At 65.0% G+C, this 16,939-nt stretch carries 19 protein-coding genes; 12 read left to right on the forward strand and 7 right to left on the reverse strand.

Going from position 1 to position 16,939, the window contains the following annotated elements:
- Nucleotides 1-126 precede the first annotated feature (126 nt).
- Together GSQ90_RS19560 and proB are read left to right on the forward strand one after the other, a co-directional pair.
- The gene (locus GSQ90_RS19560) at nucleotides 127-387 is read left to right on the forward strand and encodes a hypothetical protein (protein WP_158816554.1); all 261 of its coding nucleotides are present in this window, start codon (nucleotides 127-129) and stop codon (nucleotides 385-387) included.
- Between the two features lie 685 nt (nucleotides 388-1,072).
- Nucleotides 1,073-2,200, forward strand: coding sequence for a glutamate 5-kinase (gene proB, locus GSQ90_RS19565; RefSeq protein WP_158816555.1), 1,128 nt, complete (start codon nucleotides 1,073-1,075; stop codon nucleotides 2,198-2,200).
- Nucleotides 2,201-2,228: 28 nt separating this feature from the next.
- Here the strand turns inward: proB and GSQ90_RS19570 are convergent, their stop codons facing one another.
- The gene (locus tag GSQ90_RS19570) at nucleotides 2,229-2,813 is read right to left on the reverse strand and encodes an acyloxyacyl hydrolase (protein ID WP_158816556.1); all 585 of its coding nucleotides are present in this window, start codon (nucleotides 2,811-2,813) and stop codon (nucleotides 2,229-2,231) included.
- Between the two features lie 253 nt (nucleotides 2,814-3,066).
- On the opposite strand from GSQ90_RS19570, the gene GSQ90_RS19575 reads away from it, so the two are divergent.
- Nucleotides 3,067-4,359, forward strand: a complete 1,293-nt coding sequence (locus GSQ90_RS19575; RefSeq protein WP_158816557.1) for a glutamate-5-semialdehyde dehydrogenase — start codon at nucleotides 3,067-3,069, stop codon at nucleotides 4,357-4,359.
- Here the strand turns inward: GSQ90_RS19575 and eda are convergent.
- Nucleotides 4,356-5,003, reverse strand: a complete 648-nt coding sequence (eda, locus tag GSQ90_RS19580; RefSeq protein WP_256366618.1) for a bifunctional 4-hydroxy-2-oxoglutarate aldolase/2-dehydro-3-deoxy-phosphogluconate aldolase — start codon at nucleotides 5,001-5,003, stop codon at nucleotides 4,356-4,358. The two genes, GSQ90_RS19575 and eda, sit on opposite strands and share 4 nt — an antisense overlap.
- Nucleotides 5,004-5,198: 195 nt before the next feature.
- On the opposite strand from eda, the gene GSQ90_RS19585 reads away from it, so the two are divergent.
- Complete coding sequence (locus GSQ90_RS19585) at nucleotides 5,199-6,971, forward strand: cation:proton antiporter (protein ID WP_158816558.1); 1,773 nt, start codon at nucleotides 5,199-5,201, stop codon at nucleotides 6,969-6,971.
- 29 nt (nucleotides 6,972-7,000) lie between these two features.
- Here GSQ90_RS19585 and GSQ90_RS19590 read toward each other — a convergent pair whose 3' ends face one another.
- The gene (locus GSQ90_RS19590; protein WP_158816559.1) at nucleotides 7,001-7,255 is read right to left on the reverse strand and encodes a hypothetical protein; all 255 of its coding nucleotides are present in this window, start codon (nucleotides 7,253-7,255) and stop codon (nucleotides 7,001-7,003) included.
- A 129-nt stretch (nucleotides 7,256-7,384) separates the two neighbouring features.
- Here GSQ90_RS19590 and GSQ90_RS19595 point away from each other — a divergent pair, with 129 nt between their 5' ends.
- From GSQ90_RS19595 to proC, 3 genes are all read left to right on the forward strand, one after another.
- Entirely contained in the window at nucleotides 7,385-7,666 is a 282-nt protein-coding gene (locus GSQ90_RS19595) for an accessory factor UbiK family protein (RefSeq protein ID WP_158816560.1), read from the forward strand.
- 202 nt (nucleotides 7,667-7,868) lie between these two features.
- Nucleotides 7,869-8,372 (forward strand): YbjN domain-containing protein, encoded by a 504-nt coding sequence (locus GSQ90_RS19600; protein WP_158816561.1) that lies wholly within the window; start codon nucleotides 7,869-7,871, stop codon nucleotides 8,370-8,372.
- 203 nt (nucleotides 8,373-8,575) lie between these two features.
- Nucleotides 8,576-9,397 (forward strand): pyrroline-5-carboxylate reductase, encoded by an 822-nt coding sequence (proC, locus tag GSQ90_RS19605; protein ID WP_158816562.1) that lies wholly within the window; start codon nucleotides 8,576-8,578, stop codon nucleotides 9,395-9,397.
- 45 nt (nucleotides 9,398-9,442) lie between these two features.
- Here proC and GSQ90_RS19610 read toward each other — a convergent pair whose 3' ends face one another.
- The gene (locus tag GSQ90_RS19610; RefSeq protein WP_158816563.1) at nucleotides 9,443-10,165 is read right to left on the reverse strand and encodes an SDR family oxidoreductase; all 723 of its coding nucleotides are present in this window, start codon (nucleotides 10,163-10,165) and stop codon (nucleotides 9,443-9,445) included.
- Nucleotides 10,162-11,034 carry an SDR family NAD(P)-dependent oxidoreductase gene (locus GSQ90_RS19615; protein ID WP_158816564.1) on the reverse strand — a complete coding sequence of 291 codons (873 nt, stop codon included), beginning with the start codon at nucleotides 11,032-11,034 and terminating at the stop codon, nucleotides 10,162-10,164. The genes GSQ90_RS19610 and GSQ90_RS19615 overlap by 4 nt, the downstream gene beginning before the upstream one ends.
- A 152-nt stretch (nucleotides 11,035-11,186) precedes the next feature.
- Here GSQ90_RS19615 and GSQ90_RS19620 point away from each other — a divergent pair, with 152 nt between their 5' ends.
- From GSQ90_RS19620 to GSQ90_RS19640, 5 genes are all read left to right on the forward strand, one after another.
- Nucleotides 11,187-12,146 carry a helix-turn-helix transcriptional regulator gene (locus GSQ90_RS19620; protein WP_158816565.1) on the forward strand — a complete coding sequence of 320 codons (960 nt, stop codon included), beginning with the start codon at nucleotides 11,187-11,189 and terminating at the stop codon, nucleotides 12,144-12,146.
- 83 nt (nucleotides 12,147-12,229) lie between these two features.
- Nucleotides 12,230-12,970 (forward strand): TetR/AcrR family transcriptional regulator, encoded by a 741-nt coding sequence (locus GSQ90_RS19625; RefSeq protein WP_158816566.1) that lies wholly within the window; start codon nucleotides 12,230-12,232, stop codon nucleotides 12,968-12,970.
- Nucleotides 12,971-13,037: 67 nt separating this feature from the next.
- On the forward strand, nucleotides 13,038-13,487 hold the full coding sequence (locus GSQ90_RS19630) for a GNAT family N-acetyltransferase (protein WP_158816567.1): 450 nt from the start codon (nucleotides 13,038-13,040) through the stop codon (nucleotides 13,485-13,487).
- Nucleotides 13,488-13,676: 189 nt separating this feature from the next.
- Complete coding sequence (locus GSQ90_RS19635) at nucleotides 13,677-14,255, forward strand: DUF6101 family protein (RefSeq protein ID WP_158816568.1); 579 nt, start codon at nucleotides 13,677-13,679, stop codon at nucleotides 14,253-14,255.
- A 100-nt stretch (nucleotides 14,256-14,355) separates the two neighbouring features.
- A complete protein-coding gene (locus GSQ90_RS19640; protein WP_158816569.1) occupies nucleotides 14,356-14,955 on the forward strand; it encodes a LysE family translocator in 600 nt (199 codons plus the stop codon).
- Between the two features lie 115 nt (nucleotides 14,956-15,070).
- Here GSQ90_RS19640 and GSQ90_RS19645 read toward each other — a convergent pair whose 3' ends face one another.
- Both GSQ90_RS19645 and GSQ90_RS19650 read right to left on the reverse strand, forming a co-directional pair.
- Nucleotides 15,071-16,546, reverse strand: a complete 1,476-nt coding sequence (locus GSQ90_RS19645; RefSeq protein ID WP_371418404.1) for an AMP nucleosidase — start codon at nucleotides 16,544-16,546, stop codon at nucleotides 15,071-15,073.
- Between the two features lie 19 nt (nucleotides 16,547-16,565).
- Nucleotides 16,566-16,916, reverse strand: a complete 351-nt coding sequence (locus tag GSQ90_RS19650) for a RidA family protein (RefSeq protein WP_158816571.1) — start codon at nucleotides 16,914-16,916, stop codon at nucleotides 16,566-16,568.
- Nucleotides 16,917-16,939: the final 23 nt, after the last annotated feature.

Below are 16,939 nucleotides of genomic sequence, written 5' to 3' on the forward strand. Positions count from 1 at the left end.
GCCTTGCGCGCCGCGGGGTCCGGCGATTCAATGCCGCCACAAATCGCCTGTAAAAGGCGCGTGTCGAAAAGTCCGGGACGCCACCGCCCCCTTAATCCCCCGCCCATCGGGCCGCCGGAGAGTTGAATGAAGCGATTGTTGCGTCCCATGCTGACGGCCGGAAGCCTCGCGGCGGCCGGTCTTATCTTCGCCGGCGCAGCGCTGGCGCACGATCGCCACGCCGACGGCTCGTCGACGACCCAGGCGGCGGCCTGCAAGCTCGCGCTGCAGCTCGCGCGGCAAGGCGTCGCCAACGATCAGGTCACCGCCTCCCATTGCGAATGCCTCGAGAATAAAGAGGACCATTCGGCGCCCTGGTCCTGCACCGGTTTTGTTAGCTATCGGTGAGGCCGCCGTTGCGAATGGCTGACAAAGGGCGCGCTGTCCGAGATCACCCTTTATGGGTGATCCTAACGCTGAATTGTCCATTGTTTGCATGGCGGAGCGGAGCGCGGGACGAATGTGAACTCAAGGACGGCCCTCCAGGCGACCGCCTCCGGCGGCGGCCCGGAGGGCCGTCCTTGAGTTCACATTCGTCCCGCGCATAATCGCCTCCATGCCATCAATGGGGCGGCGACGCCGAGAGCAGCGCCTGTCTCACGTGGGTCTGAACCCAGGCCACGCGCGTAGAAGCCCCAGACGCGGATGATTGGGCGCCCCTCAGTCTCCATTCCCGAATTTTCTGTTTTAAAGAAGCAATTTCTGGACAATCCAGCTTTTCCGTTGCATCCTGAGGAGCGTTCGCTATGGCCGGGACGGATCGAACGGCAGGGACGCCGGTCTCGAATCAACGGGGGAAGCGGAGCGGCTGGGGCTGAGAGCGCGACGCGGCTTTTGAAAAATGTTTTTTTGATTTTTCGCTTGCAAGTCCTTGATATTCCTCAATGCCGCTCGATAAAAATTTGCAAGGGCTTGGAGAATTCGAACCACCGCATGTATCAAGCCCTTGATATCTTTGATTCCACTAGATTTGGAGCCGCTTGGAATCCAAATTTTTGATTGAAGCGCTCCAAGATTCGTCAGATTGGCGCCCGTGACACCGCAACCCTCCCTCGATCGCTTCAACCGCATCGTCGTCAAAGTCGGCTCCTCGCTGCTGGTCGACCGGACGAGGGGCGCGCTGAAACAGGAATGGCTCGACGCGCTGGTCGCCGATCTCGCGGCGCTGCATCGGCGCGGCGCCGACATCCTCGTCGTCTCCTCGGGCGCGATTGCGCTGGGGCGAACGGCGAGCGGATTCGCCAAAGGCGCGTTGAAACTGGAGGACAGCCAGGCGGCGGCGGCGATCGGCCAGATCGCGCTGGCGCGCGCCTGGGCGCATGCCTTCGCCGCCCATGGCGTGACGGCGGGCCAGGTGCTGCTCACCTTGCAGGACACCGAGGAGCGCCGGCGCTATCTCAACGCCCGCGCGACGCTCGCCCGCCTCGGGGCGATGCGCGCCGTGCCCATCATCAACGAGAACGACACGGTGGCGACCAGCGAGATCCGCTACGGCGACAATGATCGCCTGGCGGCGCGCGTGGCCACCATGGCGAGCGCCGATCTTCTGATCTTATTGTCCGATATCGCGGGCCTCTATGACGCGCCGCCGAGCGACAATCCGAAGGCGAAACTGATCCCGATCGTCGCGCGCATCACGCCCGAGATCGAGGCGATGGCGGGCGGCGCCGCCTCGGAGCTTTCGCGCGGCGGCATGCGCACCAAGATCGAGGCGGCGCGCATCGCCACATCGGCGGGAACGCATATGGCGATCGCCGACGGACGCGTGCTGCATCCGATCGCGGCGATGGGCGCGGGCGCCCCCTGCACCTGGTTCCTGACGCCCTCCAACCCCGTCGCCGCGCGCAAGATCTGGATCGGCGGCTCGCTGGAGCTGAAGGGCGCCGTCACCGTGGACGCGGGCGCCGCCAAAGCGCTTGGCTCCGGCAAAAGCCTGTTGCCCGCCGGCGTGACGCAGATCGAGGGCGCGTTCGCGCGCGGCGATTGCGTCGCGATCCGCGACGCGCAGGGCGCGGAAATCGGACGCGGGCTGATCGCCTATGACGCGCTGCACGCCGAACGCATCAAGGGGCGCAATTCGCGCGACATCGCGCATATCCTGGGAACGCCGGGCCGGGCGGAAATGATCCATCGCGACGATATGGCCCTGGTGGAGCGATAGGCGGCCGGGCCGCCTCGACGCCCCCGCCTCAGAAGGCGTAGCCGATACGCGCGCCCATATTGGTCAGGCCGCGGTTCTCCGCGCACAGACCGGCGTTGGACATATGCTCGATCGTAGTCATGACGCTCCAGTTTTGCGTCAGACGATATCCGAGCGAAGCGGATTCGCGGAATGAAACATCGCAGCCCATGTCGTTAAAGCCAGGGGGGATGATGGCGCCGAAATGACCGTCGTTCACCGAACCGCCGAGAGCGCCCTCGACGAACACGCGATCGGTCACATTGTAATCCCAGGCAAGGCCGGCATAGGCCTCGCTGGTTTTCCGGTCGAAATTGACGGTTCCGCCGATATCGGGGCGCGGAAGAAGCGCGTTCCACAGCGGATCGGACGAGGTGAAGGGTTTGACGAACAAGGCTTCCGCGCTCACGTCGACGCTGCCGCGCTCCGGACTGAGCGGATCATGGTCCAGTGCGCCGAGGCGGACTTCCGAAAGAGGGTAAGCGCTGGACGGCCCGTTCGCCGCCTGTTGCGGCAGCGACGAACACCCGCTGAGCAGCCCCGAAACGACCGCAAAACCAACGGAAAGCAAAGCAACCGAAAAACGGGTCCCCATGACCAGCCCATTTTCACCGATTCGAAATACGCGCCGGAACGCAGCGCTAAACTAGCGGCAGGAAACACGAAGCGATAGCGCCTCACGCTCTTTTTTTTGCCTCAATCTTCAGCCGCTCGCGTAACCCCCAAGCAAGATGCGCGCCGCCAAACTTCCCAATTTTAGCGGCGCTGACTATATAGGAGCCCTCGCGCGGCGCGCCTGCCCTAAAGAAAGGCCCAACCCCGCCGCGCCCCTCCGACGGATTGGACATATGGAGCCTGCGATCAGCCTTGTCGAACCTGCGAACGACGTCCGGGCGGCTATGCGCGCCATCGGCGCGCAGGCGCGCGAGGCGGCGCGGGCGCTCGCCATCGCCCCCGCGCAGGCCAAGACCGACGCACTGCTGGCCGCCGCCGGCGCCCTGCGCCAAAGCGGCGACGAAATCCTCGCCGCCAATGCGCGCGATATCGCCGCCGCGAAAGCGAAAGGCGCGGCGCCCGCCTTTCTCGACAGGCTGCTTCTCGACGAGGCGCGCATCGAGGCGATGGCGCGCGGGCTGGAGGAAGTCGCGGCCCTGCCCGACCCGATCGGGCGCGTTCTCGCGCATTTCGAGCGGCCCAACGGGTTGCGGATCGAGCGCGTCGCCACGCCGCTCGGCGTCGTCGGCATCATCTACGAGAGCCGGCCCAACGTCACCGCCGACGCCGGCGCTCTCTGCCTGAAAAGCGGCAATGCGGCGGTGCTGCGCGGCGGCTCGGACAGTTTTTACTCCTCGGCCGCGATTCATGCCTGTCTCGTCGAGGGGCTTCGCCGCGCCGGCTTGCCGGAGGCCGCGATTGCGCGCGCGCCCTTCGCATCGCGCGAGGCGGTCGGCGAAATGCTCGATGGCCTGGGCGGCGCGCTTGACGTGATCGTGCCGCGCGGCGGCAAGAGTCTCGTCGAGCGGGTCCAGCGCGAGGCGCGCGTGCCCGTCTTCGCCCATCTCGAAGGCCTCGTGCATATTTACGTCGATCGCGCCGCCGACCTCGAGGAAGCGATCCGCATCGTCGTCAATTCCAAGCTGCGCCGCACCGGCGTTTGCGGCGCCGCCGAGACCTTGCTTGTCGACAAGGCCTGCGCCGCGACCCATCTGGCGCCGTTGGTCAAGGCGCTGCTCGACGCTGGCTGCGCTGTGCGGGGCGATAGCGCGACGATGGCGGCCGATCCACGCGTCAGCGAAGCGGCCGAGGCGGACTGGCGCACGGAATATCTCGACGCGATCCTTTCCTGCCGGATCGTGGACGGGCTCAGCGCCGCGATCGATCACATCGAGGCCTATGGCTCGCATCACACCGATTGCATTCTCACCGAAGATCGCGCGGCGGCCGAGCGCTTTCTGAAAGAAGTCGATTCGGCGATCGTCCTGCACAACGCCTCGACGCAATTCGCCGATGGCGGCGAATTCGGCTTCGGCGCCGAAATCGGCATCGCGACGGGCCGCATGCATGCGCGCGGACCCGTCGGCGTCGAACAACTCTGCACGTTCAAATATCGCGTGCGCGGCGACGGCCAGGTGCGTCCTTAGGCTTTTGGCAGCGCCGCCGCCTCGCGCGCCAATGTCTCGACGGTCGCGTAATCGCCTGAGGCGAGCGCAGCCTTGGGCAGCATCCAGGAGCCGCCGACGCAGAGGACATTGGGCAGCGCGAGATAGCTCGGCGCTTTGGCCAGATCGATGCCGCCCGTCGGGCAGAAGCGCAAATCGGGTAGCGGGCCGGCGAGCGAGGCGAGCAATTTGGCGCCGCCGACCGCTTCGGCGGGAAACAATTTCAGCGCGTGAAAGCCAAGCTCCATCAGGGCGATGGCCTCGGACGCCGTCGCAACGCCCGGCAGGAACGGGACAGGCGCGGCGGCGGCCGCCTGCGCGAGGCGCGGCGAAGCGCCGGGGCTGACGAGAAAACGCGCGCCCGCCGCGCAGGCCTGGGCGATATGCTCTGATGTCAGGACCGTGCCGGCGCCAACCATCGCGCCGGGAACGGAATCGCGGATCGCCTTGATCGCTGCGAGGGCGCCGGCCGTGCGCAGCGTCACCTCGATCGCGAACAGGCCACCCGCGACCAATGCGCGCGCCTGGGCGACGCCGTCTTCCGCGTCCCGGACCGTCAGCACCGGAATGACCGGGGCGAGCCTCATGATGGAAAGCACTTCGGTCTGGTGGCTTGCGGGGTTCACGGGCGGCTCCTTGATGTCTGACTTCGCCTGATATCATGGCGCGGCGCCGCGCGCGACCGCGCGAGGCATCGCCTCGCGTGTGAACAAGCAGGAAGCAGGCCAACGGAACGAGCCAGGAGGAATGAGTCGCGCCGAGTCGCGAATCAACTAAGCTCTGTTTCGCCCATTGTCTCGAACGCTCAGCGGGAGCCGCGTGTGAACGCTCCTTTCGATCTTGCCGTCTATAAGGAAACGCTGCTGTTTCTCGTCACGGCGGGAATTGTCGCGCCGCTGTTTTTTCGCCTGCGCATCAGCCCTGTGCTCGGCTTTCTGCTCGCAGGCGTCGCTTTGGGACCCTTTGGGCTGGGGAGCCTCGTCGCGCGCGCGCCCTGGCTCGACGCGCTGGCGCTGACCAACGTCGAGACGATCGACCACGTCGCGGCTTTCGGCGTCGTGTTTCTTTTGTTCATGATGGGCCTCGAACTGTCGTTCGAGCGCCTGACGCGCATGCGGCGCCTCGTGTTCGGACTCGGCGGCGCCCAGGTCGTGCTTTCGGCGCTGCTGCTCGCGGCGATCGCCTTCGGACTTGGGCAGCAGCCGGCCGCCGCTTTGGTGATCGGAGCGGCGCTTTCGCTCTCCTCGACCGCGATCATCATTCCCGTGCTGGCCGAGCGCAAGCGGCTCAATCTGGCTGCCGGGCGCGTCAGCTTCGCGATCCTCCTGTTCCAGGATCTGGCGGTCGCGCCGCTGCTGTTCATGGTGACGATGCTGATCGGCGGGCAGGAAAACGGGCTGGGGATCGACCTCGCCTTGACGATCGCGCCCGCCGCTTTGGCGTTGACGGGACTCATCGTGCTCGGGCGGCGCGTGCTGCGCCCGCTTTTTCATTCCGTCGCAATGACCAAGAGCACGGAATTCTTCATGGCCGCCTGCCTGCTGGTGGTGCTCGGCACGGGGCTGATCGCGGCGGTCAGCGGATTGTCGATGGCGCTCGGCGCCTTCATCGCCGGCCTTCTTCTGGCCGAGACCGAATATCGGCGCGAGATCGAGGTGACGATCGAGCCTTTCAAGGGTCTGCTGCTCGGGTTGTTTTTCGTGGCGGTCGGCGCTGAGCTCGACCTTTCGCTGCTGTTCGCTTCGCCGGCGCCCATTCTCTTGATTGCCGGCGGCCTCGTGATCGCCAAGGCGCTAGCCGTGATGGCGCTCGGCCCCGTCTTTAGATTGCCGGCGCGGGTTGCCCGCGAAGTCGCGCTTTTGCTCGGCCCGGGCGGGGAATTTGCTTTCGTGATGATCAGCGCCGCGGTCGCGGGCAAGGTGGTCGCGCCGCAAATCGGGCAGATGATTCTCGTCGCGGTGACCTTGACCATGCTCGTCACGCCGGCGCTGGCCAGGCTGGGCGAGTTTCTGGCCGGCCACGCGCCTGCGCCGAGCCTTTCGCCCGAAGCGATGGAGCCGCCGCCGGAGGACGACGCACACCGCGTCATCATCGTGGGCTATGGCCGCGTCGGCGCGCTGATCGGCGACATGCTGGACCGCCACAAAATTCCCTATATCGCGGTCGATTCGGACGCCAATCTGATCGCCCGGGAGCGCCGGGCGGGAAAACCGATCTTTTTCGGCGATGCGACGCGGCCGGAATTCCTGCGCCGCTGCGGCGTCGAGACCGCGCGCGCGCTGGTCGTTACGATGGACGCGCCGCGCGCCAATGAGGCGGTGGTCGAAGCCGCGCGCACTCTCCGCGCGGACCTGACCCTCGTCGCCAGGGCGCGCGACGCCACCCATGCCAAGATGCTTTATGACCTGGGCGTCACCGACGCGGTGCCTGAGACAATCGAGGCGAGCCTGCAGCTCTCCGAGGCGGTTCTCGTCGATATCGGCGTGCCGATGGGCATCGTCATCGCGTCCATTCACGAGAAACGCGACGAATATCGCAAGCTTCTCGTCGCCTCCGGGGCGCCGGCGCGCCCGCGCCTCGCGCGGCGAAAGTAGCGCCCGGAAGCGACGAATCGAAGCGCCTCTTACGCGCCCGTCGCGTCGGCGACGCATTTCTTGGTGAAGCTCGTTTTGGCCGCGCCAGCGAGCTTCTTGTCAGCAGCCTGCTTGTCACATGAAGTGGAGGCGTCCGCGTCGCATTTCTTCAAGAAGCTCGTTTTGGCGGCGCCGGCGAGTTTCTTGTCCATGGCCTGCGCGCTGCAGGATGAATCAGCGAAAGCGAGCGTCGGGGCCCCCAAAAGCATGAGCGTCAAAACAGCGCAGCCAATTGATTTGGTCATGGGATTCGTTCTCCTCCGGAATCGACCCGGTTTTGGGGCCGCGACGAGCATAGCCGAACCGGGTCTTGCATCCAACGGCGGCGGGCTCCAGATATCGGGCGAGACATTCGCCCCTCTCGGAGCCCGGACATGCCCCAGACCCGCAGCCGCTTTTTCGACGACCTTTCCAAGCTGATGACCGACGCCGCCGGCCTCGCCGACGGCGCGCGCCGCGAAGTCGATACCGCGCTGCGCAGCCAGCTCGAGCGATTGCTCTCGGGGATGGATGTCGTCACGCGCGAGGAATTTGAGGCCGTGCGCGACATGGCGGCGCTGGCCCGAGCCGAAAACGACCGATTGCGCGAGCGGGTGGCGGCGCTTGAAGCCAAATTGGACTCAACGCCGACTCAATCCGCGCGGCCAACGCCATAGCCTTGATTCGTTTCGCTGATTCTGTGGATGACGCTTAACGGGAGGTTTACGCGGGGCTGCGAATCCGCGAGTTTGCGACGCATGTTCGAGGGCCTCTTGTGCGGCTATAGTCGGGTCAGGTGATTCGGTCTTGGCCGTTCGCCTCTCGGTTTGTGCAAGCGTGTTCCGGCGTCCCGCTCCATCGCATCCCGAAGGCTCAAGAATGACGCCCAGCCAGAGTTTTGTCGCCGACCGCGCCGAGCATCCGGTCGATGTGGTGGAGCGTCTGGCCGCGCTTAACGACTGGGCGTTCGATCGCGCCGACGAGGACGAGATTTCGATCCTGGTTTCGGGCGCCTGGACGCAATATGAAGTCGCCTTCACTTGGCTGCCCGACATTGAATCGCTGCATGTCGGCTGTTCGTTCGACCTGAAAATTCCCGCCCGCCGACGCGCCGAAATCTCCACGCTCGCTCAAATGATCAACGAGCAATTGTGGATCGGCCATTTCGATCTGTGGAGCAATGAAAACATCGTCATGTTCCGCCATTCGCTGGTGCTGGCGGGCGGCGCGCAGGCCAATGATGCGCAATGCGGCACGATCGTTCATGAGGCGCTGAAGGCCTGTGAGAATTATTATCAGGCTTTTCAGTTCGTTCTGTGGGCCGGCCGGAGCGCGCGCGAAGCGCTTGAGCTCGCCATGTTCGAGACCCAGGGCAGCGCCTGAGGGCGACACGGAAGACGCTGAGAGAACTGCCATCGCCGTCATGGCCGGGCTTGTCCCGGCCATCCATGCCGGGACGTTGCATATTCTTCCGACAGGCTCGCGGCGGCGTTACAGCGTGGATGGCCGGCACAAGACCGGCCAGGACGGCGTGAGGCGTGGCGACAGAAATTGAACCGCTCCAGCAAGAGGGTGAGGAACCGAAAATGACCCAATGGCCGCAGTCTCTGGCGCTTGTCGGCGCCGGCAAAATGGGCGGCGCCCTGTTGCAGGGCTGGCTCGAAGGCGGCCTGGCGCCGTCCCGAATCACGCTGGTCGATCCCGCGCCGTCGCCCGAAATCCTGGCGCTCGCCGGGGCGCGTCATATCGCCCTCAATCCGCCCGCCGCCAATCGAACGGCGCCGGAGGTTCTGGTTCTCGCGGTCAAGCCGCAGATGCTGGACGCCGCCGTGCCTGAACTCAGACTATTAGCCGGTGCGCAGACGCTGGTTTTGTCGATTATCGCCGGCAAGACCATCGCCAATCTTGAGGCGCGATTGCCCGACGCCCGCGCTTTCGTTCGCGCCATGCCCAATACGCCGGCGGCGGTCGGGCGCGGAATCGCCGGCGCGGCCGCCAGCGCGGCGGTGACGACACGCCAGCGCGCGATAACGCAGGCGCTTCTTTGCGCCGTCGGCCAGTTCGAATGGCTGCCAGGCGAGGATCTGATCGACGCCGTGACCGCGGTCTCGGGCTCAGGGCCGGCCTATGTGTTCGCGCTCGTCGAGGCGCTCGCGGAAGCCGGCGCGGCCCTGGGGCTCGCCGAAGATGTGGCGATGCGGCTCGCGCGGGCGACTGTCGAGGGCGCCGGCGAACTGATGCATCGCGAGCCGGATGTTCCAGCCTCGCGCCTGCGCGAAAATGTGACCTCTCCAGCCGGCACCACCGCCGCCGCCCTCGCCGCGCTGCGCGCGCCCGACGGGCTCGCGCCGCTGATGCGCCGCGCGGTCGCCGCCGCCCACAAGCGCGCCGGAGAGCTGGCGGGCTGATCGGGCTTTCGCGCTAACTTCCCGCATCGGGAATGAGCCCCGCCCTCACGCCGCGAGCCGCAACCCGCCATCGCAGGTGAGCACATGGCCGGTGACAAAACTGTCCGCGATCAGAAACGCGATCGCTTTGGCGATATCGTCCGGCGTTCCGACGCGGCCGACCGGCGACATGCCGGCGTAAGCGGCGAAAGCCGCCTGGCGCCGGTCGGCAGCCAAAAAGTCCCACCAGGGCGTGTCGACGACGCCGGGCGACACCGCATTGACGCGCAGCGGCCGCAGCTCGGCCGCTAGAATGGGCGTGACAATGGCGAGCGCGCCATTGGCGGCCGCGATCCCGGCCGTTCCCGGCGCCGCCATCTCAGCCGACACCGCGGAGATGAAGGTGATCGAGCCGTCTTTGCGGATCGTCGGCAGGGCGGCCTGGGCGCAGGACAGATGCGGCCAGACCTTTTCTTCGAAGCCGCGCCGCACGTCCGTCAGATCGAGCGTCGCGAAAGCGCCGGTTCCGCGGCTGCTGCCCAAAGCCAGCACAAGATGATCGAAGGCGCCGAGCGTCCCGAAAAATTCACGAACCTGCGCCGCGTCGGACGCATCGAGCGCCCGAGCGTCGGCTTTGCCGGCAAGCGCCGCGCTGGCGGCGGCGAGCCGGTCCCGATCGCGGCCCGCGATGGTGACTTTCATGCCTTCGCCGGCGAGCCGCTTGGCCGCGGCAAGGCCGATGCCGGACGTTCCGCCAATGATGACGACATGTTCGATTGCGTTTGTCATGACTGATGTTGTCCTGATTGGGATTGATGGGGTGAGGATGAAAGGCCCGCGAGTTCGAGGCTGATCGCGCGCAATCGTTCGCGCGCCCGCGAATCATAGGCCTGGGCATTGGCCCGAGTTTCCTGAAGGCCGTCGAAATAGAGGCCGCTGCGCCCGGTAAGATCGGGCGATGTCGCGAGATTGAGGATCGCCGCCGCGCCTTCCTCGACCGTGCTCCAGGGCGAGACGCCGGCTTCGCGCACCATGGTCGTCGCCATATAGCTTGCCGGATGCAGGGCGTTGACTGTGACGCCGGTCCCCTTGAGGGCTTGCGCGAGATCGACGGTGAAGAGGATCTGCGCGAGCTTGCTTTGCATATAAGCACGGCCGCCGGAATAGCCGCGGCTGAGCATGACATCGTCGAACTCGATCGCCTGCTGGCCGGCCGAAGCGACATTGACGATGCGCGCCGGGGCGCTCGTCTTCAGCAGCGGCAGGAGAAGCGAGGTCAGCAGAAACCCCGAGAGATAGTTCACGGCGAAGCGCAATTCATGCCCCGCCGCGCTCGTCCGTCGCGCGGCGCCCGGGCCGCCCGAACCGATGCCGGCATTGTTGATGAGGAGGTCGAGCCGGCCGGCATGCTGCAACACCGAATCGGCTAGGCCGCGCACTTCCTCCAGGGATGAGAGGTCGGCGGCGAAGAACAGGGCCTTGCCGCCGTCGGCTTTGATTTCGGACACGACTTCCTCGCCGCGCCCGGAATCGCGGCCATGGACAATGACTTCCGCACCGGCTTCGCCGAGCCTGCGCGCCACGAGCCGGCCGACGCCATCGGTCGAGCCGGTGACGAGGGCGATCTTGCCTACGAGATTTGTAATGAGAGCCTCCATAGCTTCGGGGCAATTCCTTTCTTATTCACCCGCCGGTCATGGCTAGGCATGACCGGCGGGATTGAACTGCCCGGAACCGAAGATGGGCGCTCCCCGGTGTCGCAAACAGTTCCTATTTTATCCTGGTATCCATACTGCTATCATTCCACGCCATGAGCCTTCAGAACTTCGCCTCCGACGACATCCGCCAACGCGAGCTTGGCGCCTTCCTGCGCTCGCGGCGCGAGCGTCTCGATCCGGCCGATGTCGGCCTCACGTCGGGCCCGCGCCGGCGCACGCCGGGGCTTCGGCGCGAAGAAGTCGCGATGGTCGCCGGCGTCGGGACGACCTGGTACACTTGGCTTGAACAAGGCCGCGACGTCAGACCTTCGAACGAGGTTCTCGCCGCGCTGGGCGACGCGCTCAAGCTGAATGCAGCCGAGAAACGGCACCTGTTCATTCTCGCCGGACGCCAGGCGCCGAACCCGCGCCCCCAAACGCCCGAACAGGTCGACGCGCCGCTGCGCCATACGCTCGCGAGCCTCGCGACCCAGCCGGCCTATGTCATGGGGCGGCGCTGGGACGTGCTGGCCTGGAACCCCGCGGCGCAAGCCATATTCGGCGATTATGGACTGCTTGAGGGCGACAGGCGCAACTCGATGCATCTCATTTTTACCGACGGCGCCCACCGCGATCTGCTGGTCGATTGGGAGGAACTGGCGCGCGCCGCGCTCGGCCTGTTTCGCGCCGACAGCGCCAAATATATCGGCGATCCCGATTTCGAGCGACTGATCGCCTTGCTGACGGCTGCAAGTCCCGAGTTTCGGGCCTGGTGGCCGCAGCGCGACGTGCTGCGCCGCCTCTCGGGAATCAAGAAAATCCGCCACCCGATCGCCGGCGCGATGGCTTTCGAACATATGAGCTTTTCGATCGACGACGGCTCCGACATGCGGCTGATCGTCTACACGCCGCTGGCGGAGGAGGACAGCATCGCGAAGATGGCGGGGCTGTTGCGCGAAGGGGCGGGCGCCGCGAGGCGTTCGGCGACTTCCGCAAAGAAGCAGAGGACCGTTGAGGCGGCCAATGTCCGTCATCGCCGCGTCGCCCATGAGCGCGATCGTTCCCGATCATAGAGCCGGTCGCTGCATTCCCCGCTTTTGTTTGGAGGAAAAGCCGCGAGCGCTTACATTGCGAGAAATGAAAACGAGGAGTTCGCATGGCTAAGGACAAAGAAACCGCCGCCGCCAAAGGCGATAGCGCCCCCGGCGATGCCCGCTCGCGCATCGTCGATGCGCTGATGGCGCTGGCGGGGGAGCAACGGTTCGAGGACATTTCGATATCGGCGATCTCAGCCAAGGCAGGCGTGTCGCTCGCCGATTTCCGCGATTCTTTCCCTTCCAAAGGCGCGGTGCTGGCCGGCTTTTCGAAGCGCATCGACCGGATCGTGCTTGAGCAGCACAGCGACGAACTGGCGAGCGAAGAGCCCAAAGAGCGGCTGTTCGACGTGCTGATGCGCCGGCTTGATGCGATGAGCCCCTATCGCGAGGGCCTGCGCGAAATCACGCAATGGCTGCGCCGCGAACCTTTGTCGGCGCTCGCCGTCAATCAGGTCGTCGTCAATTCGATGCGCTTCATGCTTGAGGCGGCCGGCATCGAAAGCGAGGGCGGCGCCGGCGCGCTCAAATTGCAAGGCCTCGCCCTCGCTTGGGGCAGAATTGTCGGGGTCTGGCTCGACGACGAAGAGGCGGAACTTTCCAAAACCATGGCCGCGCTCGATCGCGAATTGACGCGCGGCGAGCGCATTGTGTCGCGGGTCGAGAGTTTCGATCGATTCACGGGCCCGTTGAAAGCCCTGACTCGCGCGGCGTTTGAAACCCGCAGACGAGCGGCTGAGTCCTTTCGCGATCGGCCGCGACGCGGCGCCTCGGAGCGCGAACCGCGCGAACAGGAGCGCTGAGCGACGATCCCGCGAAAGACCGGATCAGCGCCTCGCTTGAGGATTCATGAATATTTGGGAGACCGCCATGCCCGGCGCATTGATTGTCCGTTCCGTAACCCCTGCCGATTTCCCCCAGTGGTCGCCGCTGTGGGAGGGCTATAACAGTTTCTACGAACGCGTCGTACCCACCGACGTCACGCAGACGACCTGGTCGCGCTTCTTCGACGCCTATGAGCCGGTTCACGCCATCGTCGCGGAAGAGGACGGGCGGCTTCTCGGCCTCGTCCATTATCTCTTTCATCGCAACACTGCGATGATCGGACCGACCTGCTATTTGCAGGATTTGTTCACCAACGCGGCGGCGCGCGGCAAGGGGATCGGGCGCGCGCTGATCGAGGCGGTCTATGAACGGGCGCGCGTTGCGGGATCGCCGCGCGTCTATTGGATGACGCATGAAACGAACCTAACGGCGATGAAACTTTACGACGGGGTCGCGGAGCGCTCGGGCTTCGTCCAATACCGCAAGCAGATTTGACCTCTTATCCCTCAGAAATAATTTGCGTCGAATTTGATTGAATCGGGAAAGCGCGCGCCAGCCATCCCCGTCGAATGGCGGGCAAAAAGGCCGATTCAAGAGCGCTTAACCACAGATATTAGGCGACCGGCAGTCTCGCCCCGGCCAATCTCCCTCCAGCGAACAGGCTCGCACGGGAGATCATTTCAAATGCAGGCGGAGCGATCCCAAGCACTTCCAGGCATTGCGGCCGCGCCCAAGCCGGGCGTCGCCGAGCCCCGGCGCATTGAAGTTTCCGATCCGCGCGCCGATGGACGGCGTCGGGTGGTGCTGCTGGCGCGCGACCGCGTGGTGATCGCGCGCAGCGTCGCTGGCGTTTTCATGCATATCGCCATGGCGCCCAACGCCTATCGCGGCGTCGTTCTGCGAATGAGCGCATTGCGGGACGGGATTTTTCATTATGAAATCCGCCTGGCCCATCGCGATCCCGATCTTTCCATCACGCTGCATGAGGCGAGCGACGACAGCGAGATCCGAGCGGAATGGCGGCTATGGGCGCGATTCCTCGGGCTGCCCACGCTTATCGAGCGCGAGGAAGGGCGCGCTGAACCGGAAGGCGCGCATCTGGGCGAGATCGCAATCGCGCGCACCAAGGCGCGCCGCCGCGGCGCCGCGATGAGCCGCCGGCCCCGGTTCCTGACTCGGCGCAAGACGGGACGGCCGGACCCGAGCCGTCGATTGACGCCAGGAGCACGCGAAATATTCCCCGGATCAAAGGAAGATCGCTGAGGCCTGACGAACGCCGCCGCCGCGCATTCGCAAATCGGGGAAAAGAAGCCTATATCCGCGTCTTCTGGCTCCCACCGACATGAAGACGAATTGAGCGGCTATGCGGTTTGGCATTCTTTACGCGTTGATGGTCTTTTGCTTTGTCTCGGCGATCACGCCCGGCCCCAACAATCTGATGCTGCTGACTTCGGGTGTGAATTTCGGCTTTCGCCGCACGATTCCGCATATGCTGGGCGTCGGCCTCGGCTTCGCGCTGATGGTCGGCCTCGTCGGCATCGGCCTCGACGCGCTGTTTACGCGTTTTCCGGCGCTGCTGCCGGCGATGCGCTATCTCGGCGCGGCTTATATGCTGTGGCTCGCCGCGAAACTGGCGTTCGCGGGGCCGGTCGGCGAGACGGAATATAGCGGCAATCCTTTGGGCTTCCTCGGCGCCGCCGCGTTCCAATGGATCAACCCCAAAGCCTGGGTCATCGCGGTCAGCGCCCTTACCGCCTATGCCGTGTCGGAGGATTACACGCGCTCGGTGTTCATCGTGGCGCTCGTGTTCGGGCTGGTGACCCTGCCATGCGTCGCCGCCTGGGTGTTGTTCGGGACGGCGATGCGCCGGGTTCTCAGCAATCCGCGCTTCGTGCGGCCGTTCAACATCGCCATGGCTTTGCTGCTCGTCGCTTCGATCATTCCGGTGCTGACGGAAGCATAGGCGAGACAGCCTTGTACGCGCGGCCGCTGGCCGCGCATCTTCCACCACCGAAGCAAACTGAAAATAAGCGCTTAAGCGCTGAACGCGGCCATCGGCCGCGTCCACAATACAGGCCTTACCGGAACGGCGGCTCGTCGAAGCTGCGCAATTTGCGCGAATGCAGGGTGTCGCGCTGGCTTTGCAGCAGCTCCAGCGCGGCGATGCCGATCTGCAAATGCTCGCCGATCGAACGCTCGTAGAAGGCGTTCGCCGCGCCCGGCAGTTTGATCTCGCCATGCAGCGGCTTGTCGGAAACGCAAAGCAGCGTGCCATAGGGCACGCGCATGCGGAAACCTTGCGTCGCGATCGTGCCCGATTCCATATCGACCGCGATCGCGCGCGAAAGATTGATGCGCCGGCGCTCCTGCGTCCAGCGCAGCTCCCAGTTACGATCGTCGTTGGTGACGACGGTGCCGGTGCGCAAGCGCCGCTTCAACGCCTCGCCGCGATCGCCCGTGACGCGCGCGACCGCCTCCTGCAACGCGACCTGCACTTCGGCAAGCGCGGGGATCGGCATATCCAGCGGCACGGCGTCGTCGAGAATGTGATCCTGGCGCAGATAACCATGCGCCAGAACATAGTCCCCGATGAGCTGCGACTGGCGCAGTCCCGCGCAATGCCCGACCATCAACCAGCAATGGGGACGCAGAACGGCGATATGATCGGTGATGTTTTTGGCGTTGGCCGGGCCGACGCCGATATTGACGAGGCTGACGCCCTGCCCGTCGGCGCGCACCACGTGATAGGCCGGCATCTGGAAACGGTGCCAGGCGACAGCGGCGATGCGCGCGTCGGCCTCTTCTTCCGTGAGGCTCGCGTCGATGACGACATTGCCGGGCAAGACAAGCTTTTCGACGCCTGTTCCGCCGCGCAATTGCTCGAGGCCCCAGCGTACGAACTGATCGACATAGCGGTGATAATTGGTCAGCAGCACCCAGGGCTGCATAGCCCGCCAATCCGAGCCGGTGTAATGGACCATCCGCCGCAAGGAATAGTCGACGCGCACCGCGTCGAACAAAGCCAGCGGACGCGGCGCGCCATATTTGATCTCGAAGGCGCCATCGGCGATTTCATCGCCCACAACCGCGAGCAGGGGCACCGGAAAAAATCGTGCGAGTTCGGAAGCCGAAGCGCCGCCGCGCCCGAGTTCATCGCCTGTCTCGAAGACATAGGGATAGGGAATTTCCTGGGCGCCGATTCCGACCTCGAGGGTCGCGCCAAATTCCGTGACGAGCGGCTCCAATTGCTCCAGCAGATAGTCGCGAAAAGCCGCCGGCTGGGTCACAGTCGTCGTATAGATTCCCGCTTCGGTGAATTTGGCGAAAGCGCGCTGGTTCGATGGCGGCACGCCCTCGGGCTTGTACGTCACGCGCAATTGCGGGTAGCGGAATTTCGCCCTGATTTCGTGCGGCGGCGCGATTCCATCCGTCAGAAACTTCTCAACCGCGCTGCGCAACGCCGAAGTCGCCTCGGCATAGAGTTCGGCCAGGCGATCGATCGCCTGGCCGGGCGTCGCCATTGTTTCGAAGGTTTGCGGAGAACGGTGTTCCACGAAAGCTTTCTTTGCTGAACTATTTGACGGCGATGCAGGCGATTTCGACATTAAATTGCGGAGCGGCGAGTTTGGCCTCGACGGTCGCCCGCGCCGGCGTATGCCCCTGAGCGACCCACACGTCCCAAACGGCGTTCATCTCGGCGAAGGTCTTGATGTCGGTCAGCCAGATATTGGCGGACAGAATTTTGGTCTTGTCGGTTCCAGCCTTGGCGAGCACGCCATCGATGATTTCGAGAATTTCCTTGGTCTGTTCGCCGACGCTTTTCCCGGCGGCTTTGTCGGCCACCGTGCCGGCCAGATAGATCGTGTCGCCATGGACGACCGCCTGCGACATGCGCGGTCCGATGCCGATGCGATGGATGCTCATACGTTTGACCTCATGACAATTGG

Source organism: Methylocapsa sp. S129 (assembly GCF_009765995.1).
Taxonomy (GTDB): Bacteria; Pseudomonadota; Alphaproteobacteria; order Rhizobiales; family Beijerinckiaceae; genus Roseiarcus.